The 24,795-nt window shown below is 67.2% G+C and carries 19 protein-coding genes and 1 pseudogene; 7 read left to right on the top strand and 13 right to left on the bottom strand.

Annotated elements, in window-relative coordinates:
* Nucleotides 1-26: 26 nt before the first annotated feature.
* A complete protein-coding gene (locus BKA25_RS03780) occupies nucleotides 27-596 on the bottom strand; it encodes a hypothetical protein (RefSeq protein WP_069852083.1) in 570 nt (189 codons plus the stop codon).
* A gap of 250 nt (nucleotides 597-846) precedes the next feature.
* Between BKA25_RS03780 and BKA25_RS03775 the strand changes: the two genes are divergently transcribed.
* A complete protein-coding gene (locus BKA25_RS03775) occupies nucleotides 847-1,515 on the top strand; it encodes a hypothetical protein (protein WP_069852085.1) in 669 nt (222 codons plus the stop codon).
* Between the two features lie 22 nt (nucleotides 1,516-1,537).
* Here the strand turns inward: BKA25_RS03775 and BKA25_RS03770 are convergent, their stop codons facing one another.
* The 3 genes from BKA25_RS03770 to BKA25_RS03760 all read right to left on the bottom strand — a co-directional run bounded on the left by BKA25_RS03770 (nucleotide 1,538) and on the right by BKA25_RS03760 (nucleotide 4,057).
* On the bottom strand, nucleotides 1,538-2,581 hold the full coding sequence (locus BKA25_RS03770) for a hypothetical protein (RefSeq protein ID WP_157421270.1): 1,044 nt from the start codon (nucleotides 2,579-2,581) through the stop codon (nucleotides 1,538-1,540).
* A complete protein-coding gene (locus tag BKA25_RS03765; protein WP_069852089.1) occupies nucleotides 2,578-3,456 on the bottom strand; it encodes an ABC transporter ATP-binding protein in 879 nt (292 codons plus the stop codon). Before BKA25_RS03765 ends, BKA25_RS03770 begins: the two co-directional genes overlap by 4 nt.
* Before the next feature lie 157 nt (nucleotides 3,457-3,613).
* Complete coding sequence (locus BKA25_RS03760; protein WP_069852091.1) at nucleotides 3,614-4,057, bottom strand: hypothetical protein; 444 nt, start codon at nucleotides 4,055-4,057, stop codon at nucleotides 3,614-3,616.
* A gap of 304 nt (nucleotides 4,058-4,361) precedes the next feature.
* Here BKA25_RS03760 and BKA25_RS03755 point away from each other — a divergent pair, with 304 nt between their 5' ends.
* Nucleotides 4,362-6,335, top strand: a complete 1,974-nt coding sequence (locus BKA25_RS03755) for a tachylectin-related carbohydrate-binding protein (protein WP_069852093.1) — start codon at nucleotides 4,362-4,364, stop codon at nucleotides 6,333-6,335.
* A gap of 112 nt (nucleotides 6,336-6,447) precedes the next feature.
* Here BKA25_RS03755 and rhaS read toward each other — a convergent pair whose 3' ends face one another.
* The 4 genes from rhaS to BKA25_RS03735 all read right to left on the bottom strand — a co-directional run bounded on the left by rhaS (nucleotide 6,448) and on the right by BKA25_RS03735 (nucleotide 11,162).
* On the bottom strand, nucleotides 6,448-7,488 hold the full coding sequence (gene rhaS / locus BKA25_RS03750; RefSeq protein ID WP_311734451.1) for a rhamnose ABC transporter substrate-binding protein: 1,041 nt from the start codon (nucleotides 7,486-7,488) through the stop codon (nucleotides 6,448-6,450).
* Between the two features lie 38 nt (nucleotides 7,489-7,526).
* Nucleotides 7,527-8,597 carry an ABC transporter permease gene (locus BKA25_RS03745; protein ID WP_084643381.1) on the bottom strand — a complete coding sequence of 357 codons (1,071 nt, stop codon included), beginning with the start codon at nucleotides 8,595-8,597 and terminating at the stop codon, nucleotides 7,527-7,529.
* Complete coding sequence (locus BKA25_RS03740; protein ID WP_084643824.1) at nucleotides 8,587-9,549, bottom strand: ABC transporter permease; 963 nt, start codon at nucleotides 9,547-9,549, stop codon at nucleotides 8,587-8,589. Before BKA25_RS03740 ends, BKA25_RS03745 begins: the two co-directional genes overlap by 11 nt.
* A gap of 86 nt (nucleotides 9,550-9,635) precedes the next feature.
* Nucleotides 9,636-11,162 carry a sugar ABC transporter ATP-binding protein gene (locus BKA25_RS03735; protein ID WP_069852101.1) on the bottom strand — a complete coding sequence of 509 codons (1,527 nt, stop codon included), beginning with the start codon at nucleotides 11,160-11,162 and terminating at the stop codon, nucleotides 9,636-9,638.
* 193 nt (nucleotides 11,163-11,355) lie between these two features.
* On the opposite strand from BKA25_RS03735, the gene BKA25_RS03730 reads away from it, so the two are divergent.
* Nucleotides 11,356-13,086: an RNA-binding domain-containing protein gene (locus BKA25_RS03730; protein ID WP_069854064.1), complete on the top strand. Its 1,731-nt coding sequence runs from the start codon at nucleotides 11,356-11,358 to the stop codon at nucleotides 13,084-13,086.
* A gap of 75 nt (nucleotides 13,087-13,161) precedes the next feature.
* Here BKA25_RS03730 and BKA25_RS03725 read toward each other — a convergent pair whose 3' ends face one another.
* The 5 genes from BKA25_RS03725 to BKA25_RS03705 all read right to left on the bottom strand — a co-directional run bounded on the left by BKA25_RS03725 (nucleotide 13,162) and on the right by BKA25_RS03705 (nucleotide 18,922).
* Nucleotides 13,162-14,325 carry an acyl-CoA dehydrogenase gene (locus BKA25_RS03725; protein ID WP_069852103.1) on the bottom strand — a complete coding sequence of 388 codons (1,164 nt, stop codon included), beginning with the start codon at nucleotides 14,323-14,325 and terminating at the stop codon, nucleotides 13,162-13,164.
* A gap of 100 nt (nucleotides 14,326-14,425) precedes the next feature.
* Nucleotides 14,426-15,616: an RtcB family protein gene (locus tag BKA25_RS03720; RefSeq protein WP_069852105.1), complete on the bottom strand. Its 1,191-nt coding sequence runs from the start codon at nucleotides 15,614-15,616 to the stop codon at nucleotides 14,426-14,428.
* A gap of 435 nt (nucleotides 15,617-16,051) precedes the next feature.
* A complete protein-coding gene (purE, locus tag BKA25_RS03715; RefSeq protein ID WP_236751022.1) occupies nucleotides 16,052-16,540 on the bottom strand; it encodes a 5-(carboxyamino)imidazole ribonucleotide mutase in 489 nt (162 codons plus the stop codon).
* Between the two features lie 32 nt (nucleotides 16,541-16,572).
* On the bottom strand, nucleotides 16,573-17,793 hold the full coding sequence (locus BKA25_RS03710) for a 5-(carboxyamino)imidazole ribonucleotide synthase (RefSeq protein WP_069854065.1): 1,221 nt from the start codon (nucleotides 17,791-17,793) through the stop codon (nucleotides 16,573-16,575).
* A 157-nt stretch (nucleotides 17,794-17,950) separates the two neighbouring features.
* A complete protein-coding gene (locus BKA25_RS03705) occupies nucleotides 17,951-18,922 on the bottom strand; it encodes a hypothetical protein (protein ID WP_157421271.1) in 972 nt (323 codons plus the stop codon).
* Between the two features lie 155 nt (nucleotides 18,923-19,077).
* Here BKA25_RS03705 and BKA25_RS28270 point away from each other — a divergent pair, with 155 nt between their 5' ends.
* From BKA25_RS28270 to BKA25_RS03685, 4 genes and pseudogenes are all read left to right on the top strand, one after another.
* Nucleotides 19,078-22,341, top strand: a complete 3,264-nt coding sequence (locus BKA25_RS28270) for a sigma-70 family RNA polymerase sigma factor (RefSeq protein ID WP_069852111.1) — start codon at nucleotides 19,078-19,080, stop codon at nucleotides 22,339-22,341.
* 165 nt (nucleotides 22,342-22,506) lie between these two features.
* Nucleotides 22,507-23,034, top strand: a pseudogene (locus BKA25_RS03695) (GtrA family protein); the annotation flags it as partial.
* A 212-nt stretch (nucleotides 23,035-23,246) separates the two neighbouring features.
* Nucleotides 23,247-23,774 (top strand): GtrA family protein, encoded by a 528-nt coding sequence (locus BKA25_RS03690; RefSeq protein ID WP_069852115.1) that lies wholly within the window; start codon nucleotides 23,247-23,249, stop codon nucleotides 23,772-23,774.
* A gap of 213 nt (nucleotides 23,775-23,987) precedes the next feature.
* Nucleotides 23,988-24,761, top strand: a complete 774-nt coding sequence (locus tag BKA25_RS03685; protein ID WP_069852117.1) for a nucleotidyltransferase family protein — start codon at nucleotides 23,988-23,990, stop codon at nucleotides 24,759-24,761.
* Nucleotides 24,762-24,795: the final 34 nt, after the last annotated feature.

The following is a 24,795-nucleotide window of genomic DNA, read 5'->3' as shown; positions in this document are numbered from 1 at the left end:
CCCCGCCGAGGCAGCGCGGGGGCCTGTCATGCTGACGGCGGGCGCTGCCGCAGTTCGTCAAGCGATGCCGAGATCAGCTTCCCGCAGGCTTCCAAACCGGCGAGATCCTTCGCGCGGTCCAGAAAATAGATAGCGCGATCCCGCAGCCTCGGTTCGAATAACCCACAGCTCATAATGAGGTCTATACATGCCGTCCGAGATACTAGGTTAGGGCTAGAATCCAGGATTTCGACATAAGCCTGGAAGCCCAGGGAGATCTCGTACTGGCAGTCCGCTCTGGAAACATCCCCGTAGACGCCGGGGTCGCTAACACACGGCGTAGCTGCCGAGATATCCGATAGAAGATCGAGCAGCAGATCCTCGACGTGCTCAGGGCAACGCCAGAGCAGGCCCACAAGACATGATGCGACGGCGACCGACGCCTCGCATAACAACCCGTTCGCGAACACCTGCCGATGGAGTCGCTGAACAGCGTCTACCGCATCTTCCCGCCTCGGGGCATCCGCAAGCTCGCGGATGACTTCCGCCAGCATGCGAACATCCCCGGCTACACCCTGCAGCGATATCCACTGATGCCTGCTGATCTCAAGTTCCATATCAACCCCCGAGCTGGGTACGCAGCTACTGAACCAGTGCTCAGCTCAACCTGATTCGCTCACGAAACTAGCGAGGTAACCGACCGGCAGGTCGGGACTGACGGTTGCGCCGATAGCGGCGAATCGATCGAACCTTCGGTCTGCTCGGCCGCCGTGGTAGATCATTACCAGGCGAGTCCGCGCTCGACGGCGTACGGCCGCAGCCCGCCGGCCCGGCGTGGCCCGACTGCATGGGGGTTCGACAACAGTGATGACCGCACCGGCCCGGATGCGCAGGATCGCGGCAGTGGCGCTGATCGGTGGGCTACTCACCGCAGGCTGCGTGGCACCGCCGGAACCGCCGCTCAGTTCCGGGACATCACCGGTGTTGTCGGAAGAGCTCGTGGCCTACGACAACCTCGAATTCGCCACCGGCCGCCGGGCGGTCTTCGAGAACACCTGCGAGGAACTGCCCCCGGAGCTTTTCGCCGAGCTGGGCCTGACCACCGAGCCCTACACCCTCGACGCCATGTCTCCGGGGTGCGCGGCCGAAGAGGAATGGGGCCGGGTCGTCATCGAGCAGACCGCGCCCCGGGGCCGCGAGTCGCAACGTCGGTACTTCGGCGACACCTGGAACGGCGAGGGCTCGTACTCCGACCATTTCCGCCGGTGGATCCTCGATGATCGCTACTACGCCCTGACCTACCAGGGTGGCAGCGTGGGCGATACCTGCACCACTGCGATCCACACCGGCTATCTCGGCCCGTTGACGGTGTCGGCCTCGATTCCCACTGACGAACGGGAGCTGCTGTACGTCCAGGACCAGGATTTCGACATCGAGACACTGATCGCGGACTACTGCTCGCGGTCGGAGCAGATGGCGGAGGTGCTGGTGGCAGCCATCGACCCGGAGGGCGGCAGCAGGCTGGCCGCCGGTTGATCCTTGAGCTCCGCTTCGAGCGCTACCCGGCGTCGCGCTTGGTCAGCTTCATCACCCCGACCACGAACAACGTCGTCCACAGCAATCCGGAGGCGATGCCCGGTACGAGGTCCGCGTCCGGGCTGATCAGGTAGCGGGCCAGCTCCAGCGGCGCTATGAACCCGATGAGGTCGGGGAAGATGCCATGAGCCATGGCCAAGGCGGGCATCAGCAGGAAGTAGACGACCAAGGCGCCGACCGTGTTCGGGATGAGCAGCGCGATGGACAGCGAGGCAAGCATGCCCAGCGCAAGCGCGACGACCACGACGAGCACGACCCAGCCGAGCCGGTGGCCCAACAGGTATGAATAGTGGTTGGCCTCGGTGGACGCGTCGATGATCGGCGGATACCCGACGATGGTCACCAGGCTGGCGATCAACCACACCAGGCCCAACACCGAGCCCTGCGCCAGCAGATAACGCAGTCGGGATGGCTGGACCAGCAGCGTGGTCTGCACGCTCTTGTACTGCCACTCGCCCGCGACCAGCTTGATCAGCGCGGCGTGGAAGAGCAGCACGCCGATCTGCGCGGACAGGTAGAACGGGTACATCTGGTCGTAGGCGCTGGCCATTCGTTCGCTGAGCAGCGCGCCTGCCACGACCAGCCCGAAGAACAGCACCGGGGCCAGTGCCAACACCAGTCGGTCGGAGCGGGTGCCCGTGAGTTTGCGCAGCTCGACGAGCACCATGGTTCCGAAGCCGATTCGACGGCCCGCGCGAACGCCCCATTCCGGGGTCGAACCGGGCTGCGCGGCGGGATTCGGTGGCGGCTGCTGGCTGGGAAACGGTTGGGCCGGCTGCTGTTGGGCGAGCTGCTGTTGGGGTGGCTGCTGTTGGGCGAGCTGCGGTTGAACGGCCGGGAACGGCTGTGAGGGATGCGGCTGACCGGGGAAGGGCTGCGGACCCGTCTGCGGCGGCGGTGACCCCGGCATCGGCGGTGCGTACCCGCCGGGTGGTGCGTGCGGGGGCGGTCCCATCGGGCCCGGCCCGTTCATCGGCGCGGGCGGCTGGGCGTAAGGACCCGTCATCGGGTGTTCTCCCCGGTCAGTCGGAAGAAGAGGTCTTCCAGGTTCACGCTCTCCTGCGCGAGCCCGAGCAGCCGGACCCCGGCGGAGAAGGTCACCTCGGACACGCGGTCGACGGTGGCATCCGCGGCGAGATGTCCGTCGGCGGCAGGCTGTACGGCGATGCCTGCCGAGGTCAACACCGAGGCGAGGCGGTTCATGTCGGGTGCGCGCACCACGCTGCGATGCGAGGTGGTCAGCTCGCTCAAAGGCCCGTCGGCCACGATCCGACCGGACCCGATCACCAACACCCGGTCGGCGGTCTGGTCCACCTCGGACAGCACATGGCTGGACAGCAATGCCGTGCCGCCGCGCCGCGCATAGTCGCGCAGCAGTAGTCGGACCGATCGAATCCCCTCGGGATCGAGCCCGTTGATCGGCTCGTCGAGGATCAGCATCGGCGGATTGGTCAGCAGCGCCTGCGCCAGCCCGAGCCGCTGCCGCATCCCGAGGCTGTACCCGCCGATCCGCCGACCCCCGGCATCTCCTAGGCCGACGACGGATAACACCTCGTCAACACGGTTCTTCGACAGCCCGGCGAGCAACGCGGCGTTCCGCAGATGAGAACGCCCGGTCCGCCCCGGATGCACGGCGGCCGCGTCGAGCAGCACCCCCGCGACATGCGCAGGGTTCGGCCACCTCCGAAACGGCCTGCCCGCCACGAAGGTCTCGCCCGCATCGGGAATCGTCAGGCCACTGATCATCCGCAGGGTCGTGGACTTGCCCGCACCGTTGGGCCCGAGGAACGCGGTCACCGTCCCGGGCTGTAGTTCGAAGCTGACCTGGTCGACGACCCGACGGCCCCCGTAGGTCTTCGTCAGTCCACGCACCGTCAGCACCTGATCACGATAGCGGGCTACGCGGGCTGGAAAGTCCGCAACCGCTGACAAACCGGGCGGGCGGATGACCGGGGTCACGGTGGCCCGTCTATCTCGCATCCCGTACTAGCCGAGGAGCCCGCCGCCGATCCATGTTTGGATCACTACAACAGGTGCCTCACCGGAGCGCAGATCCGTAGCGGGATCGCACCCGTGCCACCAGCTGGCATGTTCTCTCGAATTCGGCGTCGGCCTCTACAGACCAATACGTGCTATCGCTTGCGGTGAGGACCGCAGCGCAAGCCCGAAAGTCGTTGGCAGCGAACCGATCTGAGTCGAGCACGCGACGGTCTCGCACCGCCACCAGGGTGAGATCGAAACACTGCCGGACACCAGCCGCGAATGCTCGAAGCTCGCGCCACGACATGACATACCCCTGCGGCGAGGAGAGCACTGTCTCGCGGAACTCCTCGTACCCGAGGTCGGCAGGCACCTGCCCAAGTCCGTCGAACTCCAGTACGGACCACACCCAATCATTGTCCGGGACCATGTCGAGCAAGCTGGCGAGGTTGACTATTTCTCCGCCAATGCGGTGCATCTGGAATTCCACAGCGGCACTCATCTGACCCGCTCCGATTCAATCAGTTCGACGCCGCACGACTGCGGACTAACGAAGGCACGATCACGCTCGACCACACCATCGCCCTGTTGCCGGGCTCTCGATCCCTTCTGACGGCCGAGCCTGCTCTTCAATAGTTGTTCGAGTTGTCAACCATACGCTAGCCGAACCTGCAGAAAGTAAATAACCATCCGCCACCTATTTAAAGTTTTTCTAAAACACCCGCCATGCTCTGCGACACTCTTCGATGGCGAACGCCGGTTTGCCGTACAGCCCAAGAGGGGTAGCGCAAGTGCACTCATCTCGAATGCCGAGGAGAACAGGCTCGGCACTCACCCTATTATTTGTTCTCGCTGGTACAACCCTAACCTCGGTACCGGCCGGTGCGCAGCAACCCGCTGCGGAGACCGACCTCGATGCGCGGACCTGTCTGTCCACCGCGAACATCTTCACCCACGGGTTCGATCGTTCGCTGTGGCTGGCGGAGCAGCAGGACGTTCTCTCGGATACACCGTCCTGGGGGCCGGACACGCGGCTGACTCCGAACTGGTCGGGACCGCCCATCGGGCTGCCGGACGGCGGTGTCCTCCAGGCCTACCCGAACGGCCAACTGTGGTACCTGGAACTCGAGGACCGGGCCTGGAAGCCGAATCCCAACGGCAGGCGGTACCGCATCATCGACGAGGACGGCTGGGCCCGCTGGACCCAGTCAGCGAACCGCGACCTGATCACTGCCGACAGCCAGGGCATGGTGTTCGCCGTCGACGCGGACGGCGCCCTGACGGTCTCGCAACCCGATCGACGTGATGACAGCTGGCCGGTGTACCGCGAGGTGATCGACACCGGTTGGGAACAGTATGACCTGATCTTCGCGGCCGGAGACGGCGTGCTGTATGCCCGCAAACCCGACGACACTCTTCTCCGTTTCCAGTACCACCACGGGTCACAACGCTGGCTGGAATACGCCCAGCCTGCCGGCGGCAGCTGGGATCACTCACATCTGTTCTCCATCGGCGCGGATCTGGTCTATGGGGTTGATGAATCGACCGGGAACCTGGTCGGCTATCGGTGGGACCGGAACACCGATGGTTGGGAGACCGGCGCGAATTTCGAGAAGCTGATCGGCACCGGCTGGTCCGGGTATCGGGACATCACCGCCGACGGCGCAACCTGCACCTATGATTCGACTGCGGTACCCAGTGCGCCGACGCCGGAGAACGACCGTTCCCATGCAACCAGCATGATCGAGGGCTCCGACGGTCTTATTCGGATCTACTTCAATGAGTCCTCCGGCAGATTGCTCGAGGCGTTGCAGAGCTATCCGGATGACCCGACCAGGTTTATCTACACCATCCCGGATCGGGATCGTCGCTTCGCCGGCCAGCCTTCCGCCCTCCGCAGCGCGGACGGTGAGATCCATCGGCTGGCGCACGGAACGGACTCCACAACCTGGCAGGTGACCCGCGACGACGAATGGGGCTTCACCTCACTCGGCGGCTGGACACCGGGCCCCGCGCAGCTGGTCGAGACGGCGGATCAGACGGTGGCTGCCATCGCGGTGAGCGAGGACGGCGGACTGCTGTATCGCGAATTGGGCAGCACCGGTTGGCGACTGATCGGCGGCTCCGATCTGACCTCCGATTTCGGAGTAGTCGCCGCGGACCAGCGGATCTACGTCGTCGCCCGCGATTCCCAGGGCACGTTGCAGTTCACCACCATCGAGGATGGTGTGGCGACGGCATGGATCACGTTGCCCGGCACCGGTTTCGGCGGCAAGCCCAGTCTGGTGGTCGACTCGGCCGGCAAGCTGCGCGTCTTCGCACGTGGTCCTGATGCCCGTATCCACGAGCTTCGGGAGGAGACCCTCGACGCGGGTTGGTCGGCGGTCGGAGAGGGCCGAGAGTTCACCGGCAGCCCAGCAACGGTCATCCGCAATGGCGACCGAGTAACCGTCGTCGCACGCGGCTCCGATGACTACCTCTGGGTCGCGGTCCAGGACCTCTTCGACAACACGAAGTACGGCGAATGGACTCAGCTTGTCGATAGCCGGACCGGGACTGCCTACCCCACCTCGACCGATGCGGCTGTCCTGCGCAACTCGGACGGATACCTGCTGATCAACTTCGTGGGTTTCGCCGATGAGTTGTACGTGTACCGCTCGGCTTATCCCGACACGGGTCCCTTGGCGCAGTCGCAATCGCTGTCGGAAGGCGATGAACCAAACACCGATCCATTGGCCGAGTTCGACGGCCACGCGGTGACGCTCACCGAGACGGGCTGACCGGCAGGCACCGGCTGACTATGCGGCGGGCGCCGATCCACCCTGGATCGGCGCCCGCTCCCAATCTCGGCCCGAACCGGCTGCCTCAAAGCCAAAGCAGCCGGAGAGATCCCTAGAAATCGAACTCCTCGATGTTCTCGCTGGTGAACACCGTCGGGTCGCCGAGGACGATCTCGCCGTCGGCGCCGACGGTGTAGTCGCCTAGGCGACCTGCGGTGAAGGTGTCGCCCTCGGCGCCGACGATCTGGCCTGCGGACAGGGCCGCGCCCGCGTAGGCGGCAAGGTAGCCGAGGTCGGCGGGGTTCCAGAGGGCGAAGCGGTTGACGGTGCCGTCCTCGATGAAGGCACGCATCTGGTTGGGGGTGCCGAGGCCGGTCAGGGTCACCTCACCCTGGAATTCCGAGCCGGACAGGTAGCGGGCGGCCGCGGCCAGGCCGACGGTGGTGGGCGAGATGATGGCGTCGAGGTCGCCGTGGGTCTGGAGTAGACCCTGGGTCTCCTGGAAGGACTTCTCGTCCTCGTCATCGCCGTAGACGGTAGCGACCACCTCGATGTCCGGGTACTCCTCGGCGAGCTGTTCCTCCATCAGCTCGATCCACAGGTTCTGGTTGGTGGCGTTCGCCGTCGCCGAGAGGAAGGCGACCTCGCCGGATTCGCCGATCTCCTCGACGAGCATGTCGATCTGCGCCGAAGAGATGCCTTCGGCGGATGCCTGGTTGATGAAGACGTCCCGGCAACCGGGGTCGGTGTCGGAGTCGAAGGTGACGACCTTCGCGCCGCCCTCCCGTGCCTGGTTGAGCGCCCCGCAGATCGCGTTCGGGTCGTTCGCCGAGGTGGCGATGACGTCGACGCCCTGCTGGGTGAGGGTGTTGATGTAGCTGACCTGGGAGGACGCGCTGGCCTCGGACGGGCCCACCTCGCTGTACTCACCCTCGAACTCCGTGACCGCCTCTTCGCCGCCCGCGTCGGCCACGCCGAAGTAGGGGTTGTTGAGCTGTTTGGGCAGGAAGGTCACCGACAGCCCGGCGGGGATCTCCGCGTCGGGGTCGGCCTCGCCGGTCGCGGTCGGCCCGCTGCCGCCATCGGCGGTCTCGGAGCCTCGGGTGGTGCCGCCGCCGCAGGCCGAGACGAACAGCACTGCGGCTCCGACCACCGCTGTCGCGGTTAGGACGCGGGAACTGGGCAGGTGACTCATGTCGTGCCTTTCGTTCGGTCGGCGGACTCGGCTTCGGGAGAGGGCCCGTTGGTACTCGTCGCGCTACCGGCGACAGCAGGCCGGCCACGGGGTCGTCGGCGACTTCGGCGTCGGGCGAGGACGGCGGGCACCACCACCGAGATGATCAGGAGCAGGCCGGTGAGGACGTTCAGGGCGTCCGAGGAGACGTTGACCAGTTGCAGGGCGTTGCGGAGCGAACCCAGCAGCAGTACCGCGGCGAGCACGCCGAACAGCCCACCGCTGCCGCCGAAGATCGACACCCCGCCCAGCAGGACCGCTGCCACGACCAGTAGTTCCAGGCCGGTGGCGTTGTCCGCCCTGGCGCTGGCGAACCGCAGGGTCCAGAACACGCCGCCGAGCCCGGACACCGCACCGGTGGCGACGAACAGCCAGAACTTGGTGCGTCGCACCGCGATACCCGCGAAGACCGCCGCCTCGGTGTTGTTGCCCATCGCATAGAGGCCGCGGCCGATCGGGGTGGCATGCAGGACCACGATGAAGACGGCCGCCAGCAGCACCAGGGGCAGCACGGCGTTGGGGATTCCGGTGTCGCCCAGGCTGCCGATCGCCCAGCCGGTCCAGTCGGCGGGGAAGTCGGCGACGGCCTGATCGCCCAGCACCACGAAGGCCAGTCCGCGATAGAGGGCCAGGGTGCCGATGGTGACGGCCAGCGACGGCAGGCCGAACCCGGTGACCAGTAGTCCGTTGACCGCACCGAGTACCCCGCCGAGCAGGATGCACAGCACCACGATCAATTCCAGCGACAGCCCCGACACCCACAGCGAACCCATCACCGCGCTGGTCAGGCCGACGGTGCTGGCCACCGAGAGGTCGATCTCCCCGGTCACCACCACCAGGGTCAGTGGTAGGGCGATCAGGGCGATCACCAGCACGTCGAGCAGTAGGAAACCGATGTTGCGGCTGGCGGCGAAGCCCTCGACGCTCAAGCCTGCTGTCACCAGCACCGCCAGCAGCACGCCGACGATGGCGAAGTCCCAGGTCGGCAACGTGCGCCTGCGGGCAGGCTGTCTCGTCTCAGGAGGCATGCGTGTCCCACCTCCTCAATCTGCGTGCGGTGCGCAGCGCCAGCGCACGGTCCAAGCCGATGGCCAGCAGGATCAGGGCGCCGATCGACGCCTGTTGCCAGAACGCGCTCACACCCAGCTGCGGCAGGGCGGCGCCGATGACGGTGAGCAGGACAGCACCGATCGCGGCGCCCCACACACTGCCGCTGCCGCCGGTGATGGCGACGCCACCGATGACCACGGCCGCGACCACCTGGAGTTCCAGCCCGGTCCCGGCGGTCGCGTCGAGGGTGCCGAATCTGGCGGCGTACATGACTCCGCCCAATCCGGCGAGCATCCCGTTGACCACGAAGGCGGTCAGGGTGCGGCGGCCGACCGGGATGCCGGACAGCCCGGCCGCGACGCCGTCGGAGCCGATCGCATACAGCTCCCGGCCGCTGCGGTAGGAGCGCAGGAAATCGCCGACCGCGAGTACCACGAGGATGGCGCCGATCGCGAGGATCGGGATGCCCAGAAATGCCGTGGTCCCGGCCGAGGCGAAGCCTGCGGGCAGGTCGGCGGCGTTGATCTGCAGGCGTCCGGAGGAGGCGGCCCAGATCGAGTCGAGCCCCCGGAACATGTACATGGTGCCGAGGGTGACCACCAGCGACGGCACCCTGGCCACGGCGACGACCGCACCGTTGAACAGCCCACAGGCGGCACCGACGAGCATCCCGAACAGCACCACCAGCGGCAACGGGATCCCCGGTGCCACCACCAAGAGTGTGCCGGTGGCGTAGGCCGATAAGCCCAGCACCGAGCCGACCGAGAGATCGACGTTCCTGGTGATGATCACCATGGCCTGCCCGGCGGCCAGGACCACCAGGATCGACGCGCCCAGCAGCAGGTCACGCAGGCTCTGTCCGGTCAGGAACCTCGGGTTGACGGTGAGGGTGGCCGCCAACAACAGCGCCAGGGCGAGGAGTACGCCCATCTCCCTGGCCACCAATAGTCTGCGCAGCAGGGCACCGACGCCCCGATCGCCGGAGGCCGTCGAGTCCGGTGTGGACACCGAGGTGCTCACCGCCGGTCCTGCCCGCCGGTCGCCGCCGCCATCACGCTGTTCTCATCGGCGCGGGCACGGGGGATATCGGCGACCAGCCGCCCCTCGTGCATCACCAGCACCCGATCGGCCATGCCGAGCACCTCCGGGAGTTCGCTGGACACCATGATCACGGCCATTCCCTCTCCGGCCAACTCGGACAGCAGGCGGTGTACCTCGGATTTCGTGCCGACGTCGATTCCCCTGGTCGGCTCGTCGACGATCAGCACGGCCGGGTCGGTGGCCAACCATTTGGCCAGCACCACCTTCTGCTGGTTGCCGCCGGACAGCGTCGAGACGGCGTCGGTGATGTGCTCGGCCTTGACCTGGAGCCTGCGGGACCACTCGGTGGCGTGTTCCCGTTCGCTGCGGCCGGACAACCAGCCGAAGCGGGCCAGGTTCCATAACCGGGTCAGGGTGGCGTTGCGCTGCACCGACAGCTCCATCACCAGCCCCTGCTGGCGTCGGTCCTCCGGCACCAGCGCGATGCCTGCCGCCATCGCCGCCGCCGGGTTCCCCGGTCGCAGGGGCTTGCCCGCCACCCGGACCGATCCGGAGTCGTAGCGGTCGATGCCGAACACGGCCCGCACCACCTCGCTGCGGCCTGCGCCGACCAGCCCGGCCAGCGCGACGATCTCGCCGCCCCGGACGTGGAAGTCGACGTCATGGAAGACACCGGCGCGGCTCAGGCCCTCGACCTCCAGGGCGATCTCACGCAGCGGCGCCTCCGTCTTGGGGAAGAGGCTGGAGACCTCGCGGCCGACCATCCGACGGATGACCGTGTCGACGGTGAGATCGCCGATGGCGTCGCAGGAGACCCATCGGCCGTCGCGGAGCACGGTGATCCGGTCGCACAGGTCGAAGACCTCGTCGAAGCGGTGCGAGATGAACAGCACGGCAGCGCCCGCATCCCGCAGCGCCCGGACCACGCCGAACAGCCGTTCCACCTCGACCCCGGACAGCGCCGAGGTCGGCTCGTCCATCACCAGCACTCGAACGTCGAAGGAGAGCGCCTTGGCGATCTCCACCATCTGCTGATCGGCGATCGACAGGCCGCGCGCGGGCCGGTCCGGGTCGAGTCGCACGCCGAGGCGGTCGAACAGTGCGGCGCAGGCCGCGCGCATCGCGCGGTGGTCGATCCGCCCGAAACGGGTGGTGGGCTGGCGGCCCATGAAGATGTTCTCGGCGACCGACAGATCGGGGAAGAGCGTCGGCTCCTGGTAGATGACCGCGATTCCCGTCGCACGCGCCTCGGCCGTGCCGGTGAGCGGATGGGCGACGCCGTCGAGTAACAGCTCGCCGCTGTCGGGCTCGTGCACGCCCGCAAGCATCTTGACCAGCGTCGACTTGCCCGCGCCGTTCTCGCCCATCAAGGCGTGCACCTCGCCCGCGAGCAGATCGAGCTCGACGCCGTCCAGCGCCGTGACCGCGCCATAGGACTTGCCGACGCCGCGAAGAGACAGCGGCGGGGGCGGCCCCACGGCGACATCGTCGGGCTCAGCCATGTCGCCCCCTGAAACGTTTCATCGGCTTGTGCGCGGACCGTATGGCTGTGACCGTCACCACGTCAAGGGCGGATCTGCCGTGGTGACCGCTTGCGGTCACCGGGCCGGGCGACATGCGGGCGTTGATCCTGGCCCGCCCTCTCCTTTGGGGATAGCCTACAAAATGACAGCAACCTCAAAGGAGCTCTCAAAGGTGACCTCACTGAAAGCCACCCTCGATGCCATCCTCGCTGGTAGGTCGGCGGCCAAATGCGAAACCGACGTACTCGATTTCAAGGAAGAGAAGTCCAACTTCAAAGAAGCCTGCGCAGACTTGGCCGATGCGGCCGTGTGCTTCGCCAATGCTCGCGGCGGCACCATCATCGTCGGGGTGGCCGACTCACTGTCGGGTAGCGCCGCCTTCACCGGGTGCACGTTGGACGCGTCGATCTTGAGGTCCCGGATACATCAACTCACCGTGCCTTCGCTCCTAGTCGAGATCGAGGAGCTGTGGTACGCGGAGACGAGGCTGTTGCGCATCCAGGTGCCCGCTGGACTGGAGGTGTATTCAACAACCAAGGGATACAGTTATCAGCGGATCAATACCGACTGTGTTCCCATGCGACCAGCGGATATCACCAGACTCATGGAAGAACGGCAAGGTTTCGACTGGTCGGCGACTTCGAGCAGACGCTCTATTGAGGACATCGACCCGCTGGCGATGCGGCTCTGCCGCCGCCTTCTCGCAGCTTCCAGCGATAGCGCAAGGCAGCGATACGCCAAGTTCAACGCTATCGACCTACTCAATGCAATGAAGCTGATCGGCCCCGATGACCACTTGACTCACGCTGGCGAAATCTTGCTATGCAGCCCGATACCGAGGGCACCCCAAGAGGTCATCATCTACCAGCACAAGAGGTCCCGAGGCGGCGAAGCAGACGCTATTCTTCGGCTGGAAACTCCACTCTTGTTTGCCTTTGATGAAGTAATGCAAGCGATCCGGGCCAGGCAGGGCATCACCCCGGTCACTCTGGCCAATGGGCAACAACTCCAGATTGAAGATTACCCCTCCGCCGCGATCCGTGAGGCGTTGGTCAACGCCCTGGTACACGGAGATTGGCGGACCCGGGTGCCCGTTCGGATCGAACATTCGCCGCAACATATTCGCATCAGTTCCCCCGGACCACTGGTTTCGGGCGTTACTGTCCGGAACATCCTCACGCGCGGGTCCCGAGCCCGTTTCCCGAGCCTTGCAGCGGCGTTCCGCTTGCTCGGCCTAGCTGAAGACGCTGGTCAGGGCGTTGACCGGATGTACCGGGAGATGATCCGCTCCGGGCGTGATGTACCTCAGATCATCGACGATCGCGAGGAGGTCACCGTACTCTTTCAAGGAAAAACACCGAAGACACGAGTGACGAAATTTCTGGCGACACTATCCCCCGATGAACAACAGGACACGGACACTCTGCTCATCATCCACCTACTTTGCGAGAAGAAAAACGTCAAAGCCAGCTTGGTGGCAGAATATATCCAGCGCACTCCAGAAGAAGCGCAAGATTCGCTGCGGAGGCTAGCTAGTGAGCCCATTGCAATCTTGGAGCCAACGCGTGCCACAATGAATCGAAAGCATCCGAGTTATCGACTCCGCGCCGATGCGATCACCCTACTCGGCAGTGCAATATCTTATCACCAGCGCGCCGTCGACGACATCGACAAGAAGATTATCGAGCACCTTAAAGATTACGGCGAGGTCAACAACCGGACTATTCAACGACTTTTCGACGTTGACGTCTACCAAGCACGAGACATTCTACGCAGCCTGGTAGAGCGAAAGGTGATCGAGCGCAGCTCGACACAGCGACGAGGAGTCGCCGTCAAATATTCCCCCGGTTCGGAATTCCCAAGAAAGAAAAGCCAGCGACGCAAGCAGACCGAACCGGAATGAGAGCCCCACAGCGAGGACGGCGGCCCTGAACGCGGTGGTCACACCGTCGTCAAGGCCGCCGCAGGCAGCCGCCTCTCAGCCCTTGAGCAGGTTGCGGGCCATCACCATGCGCTGGATCTGGTTGGTGCCCTCGTAGATCTGGGTGATCTTCGCGTCACGCATCATGCGTTCGACTGGGAAGTCCGTGGTGTAGCCCGCGCCGCCGAAGAGCTGGACGGCGTCGGTGGTGACCTCCATCGCGACGTCGGAGGCGAAGCACTTCGCGGCGGCCGAGACGAAGCCGAGGTTGGCCTCGCCGCGTTCGGCGCGGGCCGCCGAGACGTAGACCAGGTGACGGGCGGCCTCGATCTTCATCGCCATGTCGGCGAGCATGAACTGCACGCCCTGGAAGTCGCCGATGGACTTACCGAACTGCTTGCGGTCCTTGACGTAGGCGATCGACGCGTCGAGGGCGCCCTGGGCGATGCCGAGTGCCTGCGCGCCGATGGTGGGCCGGGTGTGGTCCAGTGTTCGCAGCGCGGTCTTCAGCCCGGTGCCGGGTTCGCCGATGATGCGGTCGGCCGGGATGGTGCAGTCGGCGAAGTGGATCTCACGGGTGGGCGAGCCCTTGATGCCGAGCTTGCGCTCCTTGGAACCGACCTCGAAACCCGGGTCGTCGGCGTGAACGACGAAGGCGGAGATCCCGTCGGACTTCTTGGCGGCGTCGGGGTCGGTGACCGCCATCACCGTGTACCAGGAGGACTCGCCCGCGTTGGTGATCCAGCACTTGGTGCCGTTGAGGACCCAGTGATCGCCGTCGAGCCGGGCCCTGGTCCGCATGGACGCCGTGTCGGAACCGGCCTCGCGTTCGGACAGGGCGTAGGAGATCATCGCCTCGCCCGAGGCGATCGAGGGCAGCACCTGCTGTTTCAGCTCCGCCGAGCCCGACAGCAGGATGGGCATCGAGCCCAGCTTGTTCACGGCGGGGATCAGCGAGGAGGAGGCACAGACTCGGGCGACCTCCTCGATGACGATGCAGGTCGCGACCGAATCGGCGCCCTGGCCGTCGTACTCCTCCGGCAGGTGGACCGCGTGCAGGTCTGCCTTGGTCAGCGCGTCCAGCGCCTCCTTCGGGAAACGGGACTGCTCGTCGACCTCGGCGGCGTGCGGGGCGATCTCCTTCTCGGCGAGCGCCCGGACCGCCTCACGTAGTGCTTCGTGCTCGTCCGCGAGCTGGTAGGTACCGAAGCCTGAGTTCACCGCGCGCCTCCTGTTACCGCCGAGTAACAACACTGTCGTCCGCGATAGTAGCCCCGAAGTGAAGGTTCGTTAACCCACCAGCCCGCCGGTCGTGCCGAGCTCAGCCCTTGACGCAGACCACCTGCTTCAGGTGAGCGACCACCTTCACCAGATCCTGCTGCGCCTTGATGACCTCGTTGATGTCCTTGTACGCCGCAGGGATCTCGTCGACCACGCCCCGGTCCTTCCGGCACTCCACACCCTGGGTCTGCGCCGCGAGGTCGGCCGCCGTGTAGAGCTGCTTGGCCTTGTTCCGCGACATCCGCCGCCCCGCGCCGTGCGAAGCCGACTGGAACGACGCGTCGTTGCCCAGACCACGCACGATGTAGGAACCGGTTCCCATGCTGCCCGGGATGATCCCCAGGTCGCCGGAGCCGGCGCGGATCGCGCCCTTCCTGGTCACCAGGACGTCGACGCCGTCGTACCGCTCCTCGGCCACGTAGTTGTGGTGACAGGAGATCTCCGGATCGAAGCGGGTACCCGGCACCGTGTCCGACAACGCCTTCTTGACCAGCGCCATCATCGTGGCCCGGTTACGCAGCGCGTACTCCTGCGCCCAGTAGAGATCCCGCCGGTAGGCGTCCATCTCCGAGGTGCCCGTCAAGAACACCGCCAGGTCGCGGTCGACAAGGTTCTTGTTGTGCGAGAGGGACTGTGCGATCCGCACGTGCCGCTCGGCCAGTTCCTTGCCGATGTTGCGGGAGCCGGAATGCAGCATCAGCCACACCCGTCCGGCGTCGAGGCCGCCCTGCTCCAGGCAGACCTCGATGAAGTGGTTTCCGCCGCCGAGGGTGCCGATCTGCTTCGCCGCCCGGCTCCGCCGATCCTGCACGCCCTCGTGTAGCTGGTCGAAACCGGACCAGAAGCGATCCCAGCCGCCGGTACCGGGCACCCTGGCCGGGTCCACCGGGTTCTTGTGCAGCCCGAACCCCACCGGGACGGCTGCCTCGATCCGGGACCGCAGTACGGCCAGGTCATCGGGAAGGTCGCGGTCGAACAGCGAGGTCCGGACGGCGGACATGCCGCAACCGATGTCGACGCCGACCGCCGCAGGTGAGACGGCGTCGCGCATCGCGATGACGCTTCCCACGGTGGCGCCCTTGCCGAAGTGCACATCCGGCATCACGGCCAGGCCGTGCAACCAGGGCAGATTGGCGACATTGCGCAGCTGCTGAAGGGCTTGATCTTCGATCTGGGCAGGATCCGCCCAGACCCGGATGGGTACGCGCTCGCCGAGAATCTCGGTGTGCATGATCGCCTCACGGGGTCGCTGAACCGCGGCATCAAGCGGTCCAGAAGGAAAGAACAGACGGGATCGTCAGAACTGCGCGGGAGAACGCGCAGGCATAGCGCAGCCCGGCGGCCGACCAAGCGGGCGCACCGGATACGCGATACGAGGAGCAGACGCCGAAACGGCCAGGCCATGGCCTCGAAGCCGGGTGGTGCTCCTACGGACGGGTCAGCAGCCTCGGCTGCGTTCCGTCTCGAGCAGATATCGGCGACGCCTCAGGAGTTGCCGTCGCGAGGTCTTCCCCGGCATGACGTCCCCACCTCCTGCTGCGTTGTCGCACTCGCTCCTACGTGATCCACAATGCCCCATCGCCTGTCGCCCAGGCAACCGAATTACCCCGGTTCGCAGGGTGGGGCAGCGGGTCCGGCCCAGCGCGACGGACCCGCCGCCACCCGCTCAACCTGCGGCGTGGCGCTCCTGCAGCGCGGCGTCCTTGTCCAACACCAGGCGTTCCAGATCGGCCTGGAAATCCGCCATGGCCTTGCGCAACCGCAGTGCCGACTCGTCGCTACCGGCGGCGAGGGTGCGCACCGCCAGCAGTCCCGCGTTGCGTGCGCCGCCGACCGACACCGTCGCCACCGGAACCCCGGCGGGCATCTGCACGATCGACAGCAGCGAGTCCATTCCGTCGAGGTATTTCAGCGGGACCGGGACACCGATGACCGGCAGCACGGTCGCCGAGGCGACCATGCCGGGCAGGTGTGCCGCGCCGCCCGCACCCGCGATGATCACCCGGATTCCCCGATCCACGGCGGTCTGGGCGTAATCCAGCATCCGCTGCGGAGTCCGATGGGCGGAGATCACCGCGACCTCGTGGGCGACGTCGAACTCGGCCAACGCGGTAGCCGCAGCCGACATCACCGGCCAGTCCGAGTCGCTGCCCATGATCACGCCGACCAGTGGGGTGGGATTGGCGGTCACCGCTGTTGTCCTCCATGGATGTCGTAGCCGTCGGTCCATACCGCGTGCGACAGCCAGTGAGCGGCCAGTCGCGCGCGGGGCGCGATGAGTTCCACGTCCTCGCCCAGCATCGTGACATGCCCGACCTTGCGGCCCGGCCGCTCCGACTTGCCGTACAGATGCACTCGGACGTCCGGGAACCGCGCGTAGAGGTGATGCAGTCGTTCGTCGACCGACATCGTGGGCTGCTCGGGCGCGCCCAACACGTTCGCCATCACCGCAGCGGGCGCCACCAGATCGGTGTTGCCGAGCGGATAGTCCAGCACGGCACGCAGATGCTGCTCGAACTGCGAGGTCCTGGCGCCCTCGATGGTCCAGTGACCGGAGTTGTGCGGCCGCATCGCGAGCTCGTTGATGGCCAATCGCGGCGCGGTGTCGGTCTCCCCGTCGGACGCGAGCTCGAACAGCTCCACCGCCAGCACCCCAACCACGCCGAGCTCCTCGGCGATCCGGAACGCGATCTGTTGGGCGTGCGCGGCCGTCGCGGAGTCCAGTCCCGGCGCGGGCGCGTGCACCTCGACGCAGATCCCGTCCTGCTGCACCGTCTCCACCACCGGCCAGGCGGCGCCCTGGCCGAACGGCGACCGGGCGACGACGGCCGCCAGCTCGCGGCGCATCCGGACCTTCTGCTCCACCATCAACGGCGTGCCCGCGGCAAGCAGCTCCTCGGCCAGCTTGCGAGCCTCGTCGGCGTCGGCGGGCATCCAGACCCCTCGGCCGTCATAGCCGCCCCTGGTGGCCTTGACCACGCAGGGAAATCCGTGTTCCTCGCCGAATCGAATCAGGTCATCGGGGGTCTGCACCTCGGAGAACGCGGGCGCGGGCAGCCCCAGTTCCCGCAGCCTGGTGCGCATCACGAGCTTGTCCTGTGCGTGGATCAGCGCGGCCGAACCCGGTCGGACGGTGAAGCCCTCGGCCTCCAGGGCGCGCAGGTACTCGCCGGGCACCTGCTCGTGGTCGAAGGTCACGACGTCGCACTCGGAAGCGAAACCGCGTAGCGCCTCGGGATCGGTGTGCGAGCCGTAGGACACCCCCGGCGCGACCAGGGCCGCCGGGTCGTCGGGGCTGACCGCCAGAACCCGGAGCGACTGGCCGAGCGGGATCGCTGCCTGGTGTGTCATCCGGGCGAGCTGGCCGCCGCCGATCATGCCGACGACGGGCATCGACCCCTTGTCCATGCTGTTGGTGCCCACGGGCGCGGAAGCCTACCGGGTGACGTCCGGGCTGGTCGCGGCGCTCCGCCTCGCTTGGTCGGCGCCCGGTGTGCTGTCGAGTCCAGGTCACTCGCGCAGCCGCGCCGAGCCTCGTCGTCCTCGGCGGCCTATTCCTCCGATATCAGCCCGCCTGCCCGGGTTGTCCGGCCAGTCGACGCAGCAGCTCCGGCACCTCCTCGCATCGCGCGGGCAGCGGCTCGCGCCAGACCCGAACCGGGCCGGTCTCCCGGTCGGGCACCGACACATGCAGGCCGCGTTCGACAAGCCACCGGGCTGTGACCAGCCGCAATGGCAGCCTTCGATCCGCCTTCGCCAGCACGAGGGCCACCGTGGGGGCTGCGAGCGCACGGGTCTGGCCGCCTTCGAAGGCCCGGCCGAGTGCGTCGCCGACCACCACCATCGCCAGGCTCCTCGGCCACCGTCTGACCCGGCGCAGATTCACCGCGACCACCACCAGGGCGAAGTCCTCGGCCACCGCCCGGCCGGTCACGGCCGCCTCCCGATACAGCTCGTCGATCCGCCTGCGCAGGTAGCCCTCGGTGGCCAATCCGGTGAGCGCGTCGCACACCTGCTGTTCGAGCAGACTCCCGACCGAGGCGTCGGCCCAACCGAGTGCCACCGCGCCCATCGCTGCGGCAGGCGCACCCAGACTGGCGAGTTCCGCCGGGGCGGGCCCAAGGCCGTCGAGGTCGGCGCCGCCGAACCAGGACGTCGATTCGGCCGGGTTCGATGCCGGTGGGCACTGCGGCGAGGCCGGGGCAGGCTCGGCTCCGGGGAGCACCGAGTACAGCGCGACGATGTCTCGCAGCGTGGCGGCCAGGTCGACCCCGTCGCGGGCTCGTACCGCGCCCAGTGCGGTCAACTGGCGCGTCGGGTCCGTCCCGACCACCAGCGCCCGACACACGGCCCGCGCGGGCGTCCTCGCCCAGTCCGCCGGGAACGCCCAACCCGAGGCGATGCTGGCGGCCCGCCACCGGGCGTACAACATCCAGGCCGAGTATTCGAACACGCCCGCAGGCATCCGGGTGGAGCCGTCCCAGGGAAGCGGTTGCGGGCTCGATGGCCCCGACCATGCAGGTGGCGGTGTGGTCATATCCCGGCTGCCCCTTTCGCCACATCGGTTCCTTCTCCCTCGGGTGACGTCGCGGCGGGCATGCCATGACGGGGTGTTGCCATCACGAGACCTAGGGCCGATTCACACAATGCGCAGCCGATTGGTCACACTGGGTTCTCCGACGGACGCAAGGCATGGAGGTCCCCGGCGTGGCGATCGTTCCCGATGAATTACCCGAACCACCCGACACGGAGCTGATCGACGCGGTTCGGGACGGCTCGGTAGAGGCATACGGGACGCTCTACGAACGGCATGTCACTGCGGCGTACAACCTGGCACGGCAGCTCGCCCAGTCTCGGGCCGAGCAGGACGATCTCGTCGCGAACGCCTTCACCAAGGTCTTGGATCAGCTGCGCATGGGCAACGGGCCCGATGTCGCCTTCCGCGCCTACCTGCTCACCGCCTTACGCAATGGGGCGTACGACCGGACCAGGAAGGAACGGCGCGTCTCGGTGTCCGACGACGTGGGCGCGATACCCGGGGCCGACGTCGGCATTCCCTTTCACGACGCTCCGATCGCGGAGTTGGAGCGATCGTTGGCGGCCAGGGCATTCGCTCGTCTTCCCGAGCGCTGGCGGACCGTGCTGTGGCACACCGAGGTCGAGGGTGAGTCCGTCGCCGAGGTCGCGCCGCTACTCGGACTGACGCCCAACGGGGTCTCGGCGCTGGCCTATCGGGCCCGAGAGGGCTTACGTCAGGCCTACCTCCAGGTTCATCTGGCCGAGACGCAGGCGGAGAACTGCCGGGCGGCGACCGAACGATTGGGCGCCTGGACCCGATCCGGGTTGTCCAAACGCGAGACCGCCCAGGTGGACGCCCATCTCGACGGCTGTCTCGACTGCCGCGCGCTGGCCGCCGAGCTCACCGATCTCAACGGCATGTTCCGCGAGATCGGCGGTGTGGTCCTGGGAGCGGGCGCGAGCGGCTATCTCACCGTGCTGCTCGCAAAAGCGTTGCACGAACCGGCCATCACGGCGGGGATCGCCGCCACCACCGGCGGTTCGGTGGTCGGCGCGACGAGCTCGCTGCCCCGCCAGTGGCTGACGGCGGCCGCCTCGACCGTCGCGCTGGTCGCCACGATCGCCGTGACGCTGTTGGCCGATGCTCCACCGGTGCCTGCCGCGCTACCGGCTCCGGCCGTCGAACAGCCCGCCCGACCCGTCGTCCCCCCGGCGCCGGAGCAACCGGTGCCCGAATCCCCTGCCGCGCCAGCGGAACCCGGCGCTCCCGCACCCAGCCCACCCCTGCCCGCTCCACCGGCGCCACCGGAGCAGCCCGCGCCGACGGAGGCGGTGCTCGAGGTGACCACCCCGCCCGAGTCGCTGGTCTTGTCGGCGGGCGGGCCACCGGGCGCGTTGCCGATCTCGGTGGCCAACGTCGGCTCGGCGGACTCCGAGATCGTGGTGGCGGATCTGCGGCTGCCGCCGGGAATCTCCGCCCGGCTGGCGGCCGCGAACTCCGCTTCGGTGGAACCCGCTCGGTCCTCGGTGGACCGGTCGTCCTCGGATTCGATCCTCGCCAGAGCCGAACCCGCCGGCCTGCTCGATGCCCAAGTCGCTCCGGCACCCGCTTCGCCGTCGTCGGTGGATCGCGATCCCGCTGCTCCGACCGCGCGCCCCTCGGCGGCGGACACCGTCTTGGCCGACGCAGCGTCGATCGACTGCAGCACCGACACCGGTTCGCTGCGCTGCGCCAGCGCGGCCGGTCTGGCCCCGGGCGCGAGCCTCGTCTTCGATCTCGAGTTCCAGGCCGCCGTCGACGCGGAGGGCGGCCGGGTGACCGGGACGGTGGGCGCAGGGGGCACAGCGCTCGTCGAGCTCGGCGCCATCGAGATCGAGGTCCGCAAACCGGTCGACGATCTCGCGCTGACCGCCGAGGTGAACGGCCGAGGCGAGTACGGGGCGCCCTGGCTCGGCCGGATCGTCGTCACCCTCACCAACACCGGTAGCAGCACCGACCGTGCCGAGGTCCGAGTCCGCACCCCGTGGTGGCTGCTGCCCGGCAGGCTGCCCGCCGAGTGCGACCACGATCGCCACTGGTCGCACTCGCGCGGCCCGGCAGGCATCGGCGGCCACGAGCTCGACTGTGCCGCCGAGCGACCGCTGGCGCCCGGCGACAGCCTGACCGTGGAGATTCCCGTGACCAGGGCCCTGCTCGTCGATGGTTCGGTCGAGGTGACGGGCGAGCTCGGCACCGCGAGCGGCCGAGTGACCGCGCCGATCAACGCGCCGGATCTGGTGGCCGTCCTCGACACCGTCCCCACCGAACTGGTCATCGGCGCCGCACCGGAGCCGCTGAGCTATCGGGTGCGCAACCAGGGCGCCGCCGAATCCGAGGCCGTCGAGTTGACCCTGCGCCTACCGCCGGGGGTGGCGGCCGAGGACGCGGCGGGCCATGGCTGTCGGTCCGAGGCGGACACGATCACCTGTCGCAGCGCGGCCGGCTTGGCGCCGGGCGGCGAGGTGTCGTTCGATTTCACGCTGCGCGCCATGAAACACGCGGCGACCGGCTCGGTGGCGGGCGATCTCCGGGCCGGGCCGGGCACCGAACGCCCGCTGCCGACTGGACGGATCACCGTGGTCGAGCCGCCCGAGATCGACGCCGTGCAGCTGACGGCAGAGGTGAAGAAGTCGTGGGCGCTGCCCATCGCCCACCATGGCGCGGGTTGGTCCTACTACTCGCTGCTGCGACTCACCGTGGTCAACACCGGACAGACGACGAGACCCGGCGAGATCACCGTGTTGCCGCCCGATGGGGTCGGCACCCACTCCTTCCTCGGGGCACCGCTGACGACCCTTCCGGCCACGGGCAGCAGGATCGGGAACCTGTTGCGCTGCGGTGCGACGGGGCAGCCCCTGGTGCGGACCACGCCGACGCTGCAGCCAGGTCAGTCGCACGAGTTCTACATTCCGCTGTGCACCACGGGAGGAGCCAGGCCGCCCGCTCCGGCCGATCTCGCGCTGACCGCCACACTGGGCGGGGCGACCCAGCACGCCGGCGTCGAGGTGCGCTGGGATCGACATTGGTTCGCGGGACATCAGGATCCGGCACAGCCGACGGACGCCGAGCCACGGCCCGAGTCGACGCCCGAAGCCGAGTCCGCCCCGGAGCCGCCCGTCGACGAGACCCGACCCGCCCCGGAGCCGCCAGCCGAGGACACCACCCCTGCGGAGCCGCCCCCGCCCGCAGAGCCGACACCTGGCGAGTCGAGCGAGCCGCAGGCTCCCACCTCGACCGAGCCGACACCGGCCCCGCCGCCCAACATGTCTGACCTGCCGGAATTGCCTCATTTGCCTGCCGCGACCGCTTCCACCTCGACTCCGAAATCGGCCGACACCCCGTCCGATCGCGACGACCAACCGCTAGATCAACCTGCCCATGACCACCCGATTCGGTGATTTTCTGATCCAATCGACTATCCAACACACTCTGTCGAAAGCCGGGAATCACGAGTGATCAGCCGCCGCCGACGACCGTCTTGCCAAGGCGACACAATGTGAGTTCATCGACACCCGGGCCGGGGGAAAACCCCTCACCACGCCGCACTTTCGTAGACTGCGGCCGTGTCCGTCGTCGAAAGTGTGCTGAATCGGGTTCCGGAGCCGCTGCGATCCTTGGCGTTGCGGCATAGAGAACTCGTGAAGTTCGGCTTCGTCGGCGGCTCGGCGTTCGTGATCGACAATCTGGTCTTCTACACGCTGAAACTCAGTGTGCTGTCGGCCAAGCCGGTCACTGCGAAGGTCATCGCGGTGCTGGTGGCGACGATCTTCTCCTACGTGCTTAACCGGGAATGGTCGTTCCGCACCAGAGGCGGGCGGGACACCCCGCATGAAGCCGCACTGTTCTTCCTGGTCAGCGGCATCGGCGTCATCATCAACACGGCGCCGCTCTATGTCTCGCGCTATGTATTCGATCTCCAGATGCCCGAGATCAGTCGATTCGGCCAGGAGACCGCGGACTTCGTCAGCGGCCAGATCGTCGGAACGTTGATCGGGATGCTCTTCCGCTGGTGGGCGTTCCGTCGATTCGTCTTCCCGCAGGAGAACGTGCGGGCCAGGAGCGAGGTCCCCTCCTACGATCAGGATCCGGTCGGCGCCGCGCTGCCCGACCCGGCGCTGCCCAGCGGCACCCTCCCGGAGACCACTCTCGGCGAGGACGCGCTCACCGAGGCACCGAGACCGGAGCGGGAACTGCCCTGAATTGGGAGTGCACTCCGAGCCGACAACACTCTTGTGACGTGCGACGACAAGTCCGATCGGACTGTCAGGGCGGCTCACGTATAACGGTTCCGTAGACTGCCCGGGTGGCGTTGGTCGAGACCGTTGTGAATCTGGTACCGAAGTCCCTTCGGGGACTGGCATTGAAGCACCAGGAATTCCTCAAGTTCGCGGCCGTCGGTGGCATGACGTTCCTCGTGGACACCATCATCTTCTATGTCCTGAAGCTGACGATCTTGGAACCGCACCCGGTGACGGCCAAGATCGTCTCGGTCCTCATCGCGACCATCGTCTCCTACGTCTTGAATCGGGAGTGGTCCTTCCGCACCAGAGGAGGCCGGGAGCGACCACACGAAGCAGCATTGTTCTTCCTGGTCAGCGGTATCGGCGTGATCCTCTATGCCGCTCCGCTGTGGGTATCGCGCTATGTACTGGGCTTCGACGAGCCTGCGGTGAGTCGCCTCACCGAGGAGATCGCCGACTTCGTGAGCAGCAGCGTGATCGGCACCCTGTTGGGAATGGCCTTCCGTTGGTGGGCGTTCCGGAAATTCGTCTTCCCCGACCGCGATTCGAAGCAGTCGGACACCCAACTCAAGCCCGGCGTGCACGACTAACAAAATCAGCGCCGCGAATCAAGTCGCTTTCGCCGCGCTCTTTTTCGCCGTCCGATGGCGCCGCCACCACATCACAGCCACATCACACCGAGGTGCACGGCAAGGGCAATTCTCGAAATGTCCAGTATTGCGACCCGGCGGCGCCGTGATTGCCCACACGAATCCCGCACACCCTCCTCCTGAGCGGGCGGCAGGTTGCTACCGTCCCAAACCATGACGCAGGCGACAACGGTGCGGCAGGCGGTGATCCTGGCCGGTGGGCAGGGCACCCGGCTGCGGCCGTACACCGACACCCGGCCGAAGCCGATGATCGAGATCTCCGGCCGGTGCATCATCGACCATCAGCTCGACTGGCTGGCCGAGGCGGGCGTGACCGACGTTGTCGTCTCGGCCGGTTACCTCGCCGATGTGCTCATCGCGCACCTGGAATCGACCCAGGACACGCGCAACATCCGGGTTCGCACCGTCGTCGAGGACGAGCCGCTGGGCCGGGGTGGCGGTCTGCGTTACGCGGGCAGGCACCTGCCCGCCCCCAACGACCCGTGGTTCGCGCTCAACGGCGACATCTGGACCCGCTTCTCACTGGCCGCGTTGACCCAGCGTCACTTCGACCAGGATGCGATCGCCACCGTCGCGCTCGCCCGCCCTCGCCTGCCGTGGGGCGTCGTCGACCTGGACGAGGCCGGTCGGATCAGCGACTTCGTGGAGGCGCCGCTGTCGCCGTACCCGATCAACGCGGGCGTCTATGCCTTCTCCGGCGAGATCCTGGCGGAGCTGCCCGAGATCGGCGACCACGAGCGCACCACGTTCCCGCAGCTGGCGGCGCGGGGCAAGCTCGTCGGCCACGAGATCACCGGCTACTGGCGGGCGATCGACACGGCCAAGGACATCCGTGAGGCCGCCAAGGAACTCGCCGAGAACGCCGAACAGGCCGAGCCCGAGGCGACCACGAAGCCGGTGACCGAACCCGCCGCCGCCCTGGACTGACGGCGTGCCGAGCTGACTGCGGACACCTTCCCCG

The organism is Actinoalloteichus hymeniacidonis (genome assembly GCF_014203365.1).
In the GTDB taxonomy this organism is placed as follows: domain Bacteria; phylum Actinomycetota; class Actinomycetes; order Mycobacteriales; family Pseudonocardiaceae; genus Actinoalloteichus_A; species Actinoalloteichus_A hymeniacidonis.
This window is presented reverse-complemented; position numbering and strand designations above follow the sequence as displayed.

Bases quoted from the DNA above. Each gene is read 5' to 3' on its own strand.
- BKA25_RS03780 (WP_069852083.1), bottom strand. From the start codon at position 596: ATGGAACTTGAGATCAGCAGGCATCAGTGGATATCGCTGCAGGGTGTA.
- BKA25_RS03775 (WP_069852085.1), top strand. From the start codon at position 847: ATGACCGCACCGGCCCGGATGCGCAGGATCGCGGCAGTGGCGCTGATC.
- BKA25_RS03770 (WP_157421270.1), bottom strand. From the start codon at position 2,581: ATGACGGGTCCTTACGCCCAGCCGCCCGCGCCGATGAACGGGCCGGGC.
- BKA25_RS03760 (WP_069852091.1), bottom strand. From the start codon at position 4,057: ATGAGTGCCGCTGTGGAATTCCAGATGCACCGCATTGGCGGAGAAATA.
- BKA25_RS03755 (WP_069852093.1), top strand. From the start codon at position 4,362: ATGCCGAGGAGAACAGGCTCGGCACTCACCCTATTATTTGTTCTCGCT.
- BKA25_RS03745 (WP_084643381.1), bottom strand. From the start codon at position 8,597: ATGCCTCCTGAGACGAGACAGCCTGCCCGCAGGCGCACGTTGCCGACC.
- BKA25_RS03740 (WP_084643824.1), bottom strand. From the start codon at position 9,549: ATGGGCGTACTCCTCGCCCTGGCGCTGTTGTTGGCGGCCACCCTCACC.
- BKA25_RS03735 (WP_069852101.1), bottom strand. From the start codon at position 11,162: ATGGCTGAGCCCGACGATGTCGCCGTGGGGCCGCCCCCGCCGCTGTCT.
- BKA25_RS03720 (WP_069852105.1), bottom strand. From the start codon at position 15,616: ATGCACACCGAGATTCTCGGCGAGCGCGTACCCATCCGGGTCTGGGCG.
- purE (WP_236751022.1), bottom strand. From the start codon at position 16,540: ATGGGCAGCGACTCGGACTGGCCGGTGATGTCGGCTGCGGCTACCGCG.
- BKA25_RS03710 (WP_069854065.1), bottom strand. From the start codon at position 17,793: ATGGACAAGGGGTCGATGCCCGTCGTCGGCATGATCGGCGGCGGCCAG.
- BKA25_RS03705 (WP_157421271.1), bottom strand. From the start codon at position 18,922: ATGACCACACCGCCACCTGCATGGTCGGGGCCATCGAGCCCGCAACCG.
- BKA25_RS28270 (WP_069852111.1), top strand. From the start codon at position 19,078: ATGGAGGTCCCCGGCGTGGCGATCGTTCCCGATGAATTACCCGAACCA.
- BKA25_RS03685 (WP_069852117.1), top strand. From the start codon at position 23,988: ATGACGCAGGCGACAACGGTGCGGCAGGCGGTGATCCTGGCCGGTGGG.